Genomic DNA, 7,232 nt, shown 5'->3' with positions numbered 1-7,232 from the left:
GGGGAGGGGGTGCCCCCCGGTGGCGCGGCACACCGGCCCCGCGGGGGGGGGGGGGGGCGCGCCCAGAGGGGGGGCGCGCTCCGCACCCGACGGGGGGCACCCCCCCTCGCCACAGGCAGCCCGTGGCACACAGGTAGCCCGTGGCACACAGGTAGCCCCTGGCACATAGGCAGCCCTGGCACACAGGCAAGCTTCCACGCCACAGTGGTTCAGCCGGTTACCAGGTCAACACCGCCCCCACCGCAAAGGTATCGGTGTCTTCATTCTGGTCGGTGGTGTCGTGGCCATTGATTTCGAACTGGTTGTACTCGGCCACCAGCTTCAGGTTGTCGTTGACGTCATGGAACAGCGCAATGCCACGGGTCTCGTAATCAGCGCCGCTGCCGACCACGCCGTTGCCGTCGTCCTCGGTCTTGCCGTAAGACAGGGCCAGGCGGTTTTTGCCCAGTTTGTAGGAGCCCTGCAACAGGTAACCGTCGCTGTCGACATTGCGCAGGGTCGGCTCGCCGGCGTTGTTAGTGAAGAACGGGTTGATGCCTTTGGCCTGGAAACCGGAACCGGTCAACGACAGCCCGCCCATCTTCGCCTGCACCCCGTAACCGACGCCTTTGGAGGTGACGGATTCGACGCTGGAATCGGTATTGTCCGACGTCTGGTAGCTGCCGTTGAGCCAGCTGTAAATCTTCGCCCCACCAAGGTCGAACTGATAGGTGATCTCGCTCTCGGTGCGCGGATTCTCCTGATAGGCCTTGCCCGTCGCGCTGCTGTCGTTGGTATCGACCGGGTCCATGATCCCGACCGCCACCCGCAAGCCGTCCATCACCGGGGTGCGATAGGTGATCTGCGACGTCGGGAACGGGTACGGATAACCGCTGCCGATGTTGCCGAACGACACCCCGCCGCCGTCCACCAGGCCCAAGGTATCGCTGACCTGGCCATAGCCGGCAAGCAATTCGTCGAGCAGGATGTTGGAGCGGGCAAACAGACCGAAGTCCTTGCCGACCAGCACCTCGCCCCATTCTGGGTTGGCCACCGTGCCGTAGAACTGACGCACGTCGATGGCGGTGTCGGTGCCGTTGGTTTCGCTGTCGTTGATGGTCACCCAGAACGAGGCGCGGGCGCCGAGTTTAAGATCATCGACCTGCTTGCCCATGTTGAAGCCCAGGTAGTTGGGCAGAAATCCCATCTTCACCCGCGCCTGGCGCCGGTCGTACTGCTCGCCGGCCCGGTCCACATCGCTGTTCACATAGAAGGCGTTGATGTAGCCATCCGTGGAGAACGTGGTCTGGTCCTTGTCGTACAGCATGATCTCGGCTTCGGCCATTGAGCTCAGGCCAAGGGACGACACGCTGGCGATGAGGGCTGGCAAGAAACGATGCTTGAAATTCTTATTGTTGTGCATGACGCGCTCCGCAACGGGGGACTTGATGTCGGAGGCGATTATCGAAAGCTGACCGGCGGCGTCATACGCTGCCTTGGAGGCGGTTGTCAGCTGCTTTGGATTGGCGAGTGGTGCGCGGCAAGTTCGGTGTAAGACCGCCCGCCGGACAGGCCCGGAACTTAGGGTGTACGCCTGTGGACCCGACTGGCGTCCACAGGAACCGGTGCCGGCTAGGCGAGCGCTCTAAACAGCATGTAAACGGCGATTACCACGCAGACGCTGGCAAAGCCCATCTGCAACCCTCGGGCCGGCACCCGCGCGCAGAGTTTTCGACCGAGGATCATCCCGAGGATGCTGGCGACAATGAACGACCCGCCCAAACCATCGATCCGCACCCCGGCATGAAACGCACCGATCACGCCGATCACCGAGATCAGGCTGATCACCATCAACGACGTGGCGACGATGCCGCGCATCTGCACATCGGTCAGTTGCTTGAACGCCGGCACTATCAGAAAGCCGCCACCGACCCCGAGCAGCCCGGAGACCACACCTGTCACCGCACCGAGTGCGGCCAGGGTCGCGGTGCATTTGGCAGTCCAGGAAAAACGCCCGGTCTGCTGATCGAGCATGCAATTCTTCTGGCCCCAGTTGGCATGTCCGTGGTCGCTCGGGCCATCATCGGGCTTTTCCCGGCGCAGCATCCGCCAGGCCACCATGACCATCAGCAGGCTGAACAGGACCATCAAGATTTTTTCAGGCAACTGATGGGCGAAAAAGATACCCACCGGCGAAAACACCGCGCCCAGCAGTGCAATCAACAACGCGGCGCGATAGCGCACCAGGCCATGGCGCAAACCGTCGATCGCACCGATCGCCGCCGCACTGCCTACCGCGAACAAGGCGACGGGCGCCGCTTGGGTCATGGTCAAACCCAAACCCAGCACCAGGGCCGGCACCGCAAGAATACCGCCACCGGCCCCGGTCAAACCCAGCACCAGGCCCATGACAACGCCGAAAAAACTGGCCAGCAACATAGGGTTCTCTCAGTCAACCTTGGACAGACGGGTCAGCCATTCACGGCCCTTGAGCAGGCCATTCCAGTAGAACCACGGCAGCAGGGTCGCCTTGAGAAACCAGGCCGAACGACGCGGTATGATCGGGTCGAGGGGAAAGGTCGGCAACAACTTACCGGCGTAACCGAACTCGGCGAGAATCACTTTGCCCTTTTCCACCGTCAGCGGGCACGAACCGTAGCCGTCGTACTTGAGCGGCAACGGCTGTTGCTTGCGCAGGGCCAGCAGGTTTTGCGCCACCACCACGATCTGCTTGCGCACGGCGGCGGCCGTTTTCGCGTTGCTGGTGGAACAGACATCGCCCAGCGCGAAGACATCCGGATAGTGCACATGTTGCAGGCTGTGCGGGTTCACTTCGCACCAGCCAGCGGCGTCGGCCAACGGGCTTTGGCGGATGAAATCCGGCGAGACCTGAGGCGGCACGACATGCAGCAGGTCGAAGGTTTTTTCTTCTACGGTCACGGCACCTGCAGCGTCCTTGACCTCGAACCAGGCGGTTTTCGATGGCCCGTGAACTTTGATCAGATTGGAATTGAAGGCGAGCCGGGCGTTGTACTTTTCGATGTACTTCATGAGCGGCGGCACAAATGTCGCCACGCCGAACAACGCAGCACCGGCCAGATTGAACTCCACGTCGAACTTGCCCAAAACACCGGTTTTGCGCCAGTGATCGCAAGACAAGTACAAGGCTTTCTGCGGCGCACCGGCGCATTTGATCGGCACCGCTGGCTGAGTGAAGATGGCTTTGCCGCCGCGCAATTCCCGGACCAGTTCCCAGGTGTAGGCCGCATGCCGATAGCTGTAATTGGAGGTCACGCCATTCTGGCCGAGGGTGTCCTGCAAGCCTGCGATTTTCTCCCAGGCCAGGCGCAAACCGGGGCAGACCACGAGGTTCTGGTAACCGACAGTGCGACCATCGTCGAGGGTCAGCTGTTTGCTGTCTGGAGCGATCTCCGTCACGGCTGCCTGCAGCCAGGTGGCTTGGCGCGGCATCACCGAGGCCATCGGGCGCACGGTGTTTTTCACCGCATAAGCACCGCCGCCCACCAGCGTCCACGCCGGTTGGTAGTAATGCTGGCTGTCGGGTTCGATGACGGTGATGTTCAAGCCTGGATCGCGTTTCAGCAGGCTGGCCACCAGGCCAATGCCAGCAGTCCCGCCGCCTATTACCACGATGTCGGCACTGATGGATGGGCCCCAGTGTTGATCGTTCATCATTCATTCCTTGTTATTGCACGCATGGCTCAGGGTTCAGTCCCGTAGCAGCTGGCTGTAGCAGCTGTCGAGCCCCAGCGAGGCTGCGTTCGGCTGCGAAGCAGTCGTAAATCAGAGATTGCGGTATGTCCGGCAGACCGCATTAGCCGGTTTCACGACTGCTTCGCAGCCGAACGCAGCCTCGCCAGGGCTCGACAGCTGCTACGGATCGCATTACGGCTATCAGGTTCAGCCCCAGCTTTTCAGCACCGCCCCGCAATACAGGCCGGACAGCGTCTTCATTACCTGAATCACTTCATGACTGGCTAAACCATAGAATATGTACTTGCCTTCACGACGGGTGGCGACCAATCCCTCGTCGCGCAGGATGCCCAGCTGTTGGGACAGGGTGGGCTGGCGCACGCCGGTCATTTTTTCCAGTTCGCCGACGTTGCGCTCGCCCTGGGTCAATTGGCAGAGAATCAGCAAGCGGTCCTCATTGGCCAAAGCCTTGAGCAGCGCACAGGCCTTGGAGGCCGAGGCCCGGAGCTGGGCGACTTCACATTCGGTCAGACTGGATTGCATTTGCAGGATGCCTTCGACGTCACTTAAGCTGCGGACATTATGTTTAAACATAAAGTGTTGCAACCGGTTATTGCCCTCCCGTCCCCTTTCCACAGGTTCCTGCCATGTTTGCGTTGATTGAAGCCTTCCTCGACCCCGCCTCATCGACCTACAGCTACGTGATCTACGAACACGATGGCGGGCACTGCGCGATTGTCGACCCGGTGCTGGATTACGACCCCGCCGCCGGTCGCACCGCAACCGTCCAGGCCGACAAAATCATCGCCTTCGTGCGCGACCATCAGTTACAGGTGCAGTGGCTGCTGGAAACCCACGCCCATGCCGATCACCTGTCGGCCGCGCCGTATCTGCGTCGGGAATTGGGGGGCAAGATTGCAATCGGTGAGTCGATCAGCAAGGTTCAGGACGTGTTCAAGACGCTGTTCAACCTTGAACCGGAATTCAGCGTCGATGGTTCACAGTTCGATCATTTGTTTGCCCCGGACGAGTCATTCCGGATCGGCAATCTCAAGGCCACGGCCCTGCATGTGCCCGGGCATACCCCGGCGGACATGGCCTATCTGATCGACGGCGATGTGATTCTGGTGGGCGATACGTTGTTCATGCCGGACGTCGGTACCGCACGCTGCGACTTCCCGGGCGGCAATGCTAACCAGATGTTTGCCTCGATCCACAAACTGCTGGCCTTCCCCGCCAGCGTGCGTCTTTATGTCTGCCACGATTACCCGCCAGCCGGCCGCGAACACCAGTGCCAGAGCACGGTTGGCGAGCAGCGCAAAAGCAATATCCATATTCATGACGGCATTGATGAGGCCACCTTCGTCGCCATGCGCACCCGGCGCGATGCCGGGTTGGGCATGCCGACGCTGTTGCTGCCGGCGATTCAGGTGAATGTGCGGGCGGGGAATTTGCCGCCGGCGGAAGACAATGGCGTGACTTACCTGAAGATCCCGATTAACAAGCTGTAAACCCATTCGATTGTTCCCACGCTCCGCGTGGGAATGCCGCCAGGGACGCTCCGCGTTCCGCTTCCGAATGTGACGCAGAGCGTCACGGGATGCATTCCCACGCGGAGCGTGGGAACGATCAATTAGCCAACGTCAACCCATTCGCCGGCAATGGCAACGCCGTTTTATACCGCACCTGCTTGAGCGCAAAGCTGGAACGGATGTTCGCCACCCCCGGCACCTTGGTCAAAAAGTCCATCATGAAGCGCTCCAGCGACTGAATGGTCGGCACCAGCACGCGGATCAGGTAATCCGGGTCGCCGGCCATCAAATAACACTCCATCACTTCCGGGCGATCCGAGATCGCCTCTTCGAAATGCTGCAGCGCCTCCTCCACCTGTTTTTCCAGGCTGACGTGAATGAACACATTCACATGCAGCCCCAGCAAGTCGGCATCCAGCAGGGTCACTTGCTCACGGATCAGTCCCAATTCTTCCATCGCCTTGACCCGGTTGAAGCACGGCGTCGGCGACAGGTTAACCGAGCGCGCGAGGTCGGCGTTGGTGATGCGCGCGTTCTCCTGAAGGCTGTTGAGAATGCCGATGTCGGTACGGTCCAGTTTGCGCATGAGACAAAACCACCTGTTTTTTAGGTTTATGTAGAATTTTTATCCTTAAATAACCTCGGACGCAACGAAACACAGAGAAATATTCTTCTGGGCCCGGCCTATGATTGTTGTAGGACAAGAATTCTTTTACCGAAGAATGACTGCCAGCTCACTACAAGAAATTCACAAGATCGAGCGTAGAAGCCATGAACCAAGCGTATGAACCGCTGCGCCTGCACGTTCCCGAACCTTCGGGCCGCCCCGGCTGCAAAACCGACTTCTCCTACCTGCATCTGACTGACGCAGGCTTAGTGCACAAACCCCCAATCGACGTTGAACCGGCCGACACGGCTGATCTGGCCAAAGGCCTGATTCGCGTGCTCGACGATCAGGGCAATGCCCTCGGCCCATGGGCTGAAGGCGTGCCGGTCGAGATCCTGCGTAAAGGCATGCGCGCCATGCTCAAGACGCGAATTTTCGACAACCGCATGGTGGTCGCCCAGCGTCAGAAAAAAATGTCGTTCTACATGCAAAGCCTTGGCGAAGAAGCCATCGGCAGCGCCCAGGCCCTGGCCTTGAACATCGACGACATGTGCTTCCCCACCTACCGTCAACAAAGCATCCTGATGGCCCGCGACGTGCCGCTGGTGGACCTGATCTGCCAACTGCTGTCCAACGAGCGCGACCCGCTCAAGGGCCGTCAGTTGCCGATCATGTACTCGGTCAAGGACGCCGGCTTCTTCACCATCTCCGGCAACCTGGCCACCCAATTCGTTCAGGGCGTGGGCTGGGGCATGGCCTCGGCGATCAAGGGCGATACCAAAATCGCCTCGGCCTGGATTGGCGACGGCGCTACCGCTGAATCGGACTTCCACACGGCCCTCACCTTCGCCCACGTCTACCGTGCGCCGGTGATTCTCAACGTGGTCAACAATCAGTGGGCGATCTCGACGTTCCAGGCGATCGCCGGTGGTGAAGCCACCACTTTCGCCGGTCGCGGTGTCGGTTGCGGCATTGCTTCCCTGCGGGTCGATGGCAACGATTTTGTCGCGGTGTACGCCGCCTCTTCCTGGGCCGCCGAACGCGCCCGCCGCAACCTCGGCCCGACCATGATCGAATGGGTCACCTACCGCGCCGGCCCGCACTCGACGTCCGATGATCCGTCCAAATACCGTCCTGCCGACGACTGGAGCCACTTCCCGTTGGGCGACCCGATTGCGCGTCTCAAGCAGCACCTGATCAAAATCGGTCAGTGGTCTGAAGAGGAACACACCGCGGTCAGCGCCGAGCTGGAAGCCGAAGTGATTGCCGCGCAAAAAGAAGCCGAACAGTACGGCACCCTCGCCGGCGGCCAGATTCCGAGCGCCGCGACCATGTTCGAAGACGTCTACAAAGAGATGCCGGAGCACTTGAAGCGCCAGCGCCAAGAGTTGGGGATCTGA

Annotated in this window: 7 protein-coding genes; 2 read left to right on the top strand and 5 right to left on the bottom strand. The window is 60.5% G+C overall.

Annotated features, from left to right (window positions below):
- Positions 1 to 217: 217 nt before the first annotated feature.
- From BZL43_RS09460 to BZL43_RS09445, 4 genes are all read right to left on the bottom strand, one after another.
- Entirely contained in the window at positions 218 to 1,402 is a 1,185-nt protein-coding gene (locus tag BZL43_RS09460) for a porin (protein WP_095632068.1), read from the bottom strand.
- Between the two features lie 209 nt (positions 1,403 to 1,611).
- Positions 1,612 to 2,418, bottom strand: a complete 807-nt coding sequence (locus BZL43_RS09455) for a sulfite exporter TauE/SafE family protein (protein WP_095632067.1) — start codon at positions 2,416 to 2,418, stop codon at positions 1,612 to 1,614.
- 9 nt (positions 2,419 to 2,427) lie between these two features.
- Positions 2,428 to 3,672 (bottom strand): FAD/NAD(P)-binding oxidoreductase, encoded by a 1,245-nt coding sequence (locus BZL43_RS09450; protein WP_095632066.1) that lies wholly within the window; start codon positions 3,670 to 3,672, stop codon positions 2,428 to 2,430.
- Positions 3,673 to 3,900: 228 nt separating this feature from the next.
- Positions 3,901 to 4,236: a helix-turn-helix transcriptional regulator gene (locus tag BZL43_RS09445; RefSeq protein WP_026331709.1), complete on the bottom strand. Its 336-nt coding sequence runs from the start codon at positions 4,234 to 4,236 to the stop codon at positions 3,901 to 3,903.
- 104 nt (positions 4,237 to 4,340) lie between these two features.
- Between BZL43_RS09445 and BZL43_RS09440 the strand changes: the two genes are divergently transcribed.
- Positions 4,341 to 5,204 (top strand): MBL fold metallo-hydrolase, encoded by an 864-nt coding sequence (locus BZL43_RS09440; RefSeq protein ID WP_095632065.1) that lies wholly within the window; start codon positions 4,341 to 4,343, stop codon positions 5,202 to 5,204.
- Positions 5,205 to 5,322: 118 nt separating this feature from the next.
- On the opposite strand, the gene bkdR is transcribed toward BZL43_RS09440, so the two are convergent.
- Positions 5,323 to 5,811 carry a Bkd operon transcriptional regulator BkdR gene (gene bkdR, locus BZL43_RS09435; RefSeq protein WP_017339472.1) on the bottom strand — a complete coding sequence of 163 codons (489 nt, stop codon included), beginning with the start codon at positions 5,809 to 5,811 and terminating at the stop codon, positions 5,323 to 5,325.
- A 185-nt stretch (positions 5,812 to 5,996) separates the two neighbouring features.
- On the opposite strand from bkdR, the gene BZL43_RS09430 reads away from it, so the two are divergent.
- Positions 5,997 to 7,232, top strand: a complete 1,236-nt coding sequence (locus tag BZL43_RS09430) for a 3-methyl-2-oxobutanoate dehydrogenase (2-methylpropanoyl-transferring) subunit alpha (RefSeq protein ID WP_095632064.1) — start codon at positions 5,997 to 5,999, stop codon at positions 7,230 to 7,232.

The organism is Pseudomonas sp. PICF141, assembly GCF_002286815.1.
Lineage (GTDB): Bacteria > Pseudomonadota > Gammaproteobacteria > Pseudomonadales > Pseudomonadaceae > Aquipseudomonas.
The sequence above is the reverse complement of the archived record's forward strand: the minus strand, read 5'-3'. Positions and strand labels throughout refer to the sequence as shown.

Bases quoted from the DNA above. Each gene is read 5' to 3' on its own strand.
- BZL43_RS09455 (WP_095632067.1), bottom strand. From the start codon at position 2,418: ATGTTGCTGGCCAGTTTTTTCGGCGTTGTCATGGGCCTGGTGCTGGGT.
- BZL43_RS09460 (WP_095632068.1), bottom strand. From the start codon at position 1,402: ATGCACAACAATAAGAATTTCAAGCATCGTTTCTTGCCAGCCCTCATC.
- BZL43_RS09450 (WP_095632066.1), bottom strand. From the start codon at position 3,672: ATGAACGATCAACACTGGGGCCCATCCATCAGTGCCGACATCGTGGTA.
- bkdR (WP_017339472.1), bottom strand. From the start codon at position 5,811: ATGCGCAAACTGGACCGTACCGACATCGGCATTCTCAACAGCCTTCAG.
- BZL43_RS09445 (WP_026331709.1), bottom strand. From the start codon at position 4,236: ATGCAATCCAGTCTGACCGAATGTGAAGTCGCCCAGCTCCGGGCCTCG.
- BZL43_RS09430 (WP_095632064.1), top strand. From the start codon at position 5,997: ATGAACCAAGCGTATGAACCGCTGCGCCTGCACGTTCCCGAACCTTCG.
- BZL43_RS09440 (WP_095632065.1), top strand. From the start codon at position 4,341: ATGTTTGCGTTGATTGAAGCCTTCCTCGACCCCGCCTCATCGACCTAC.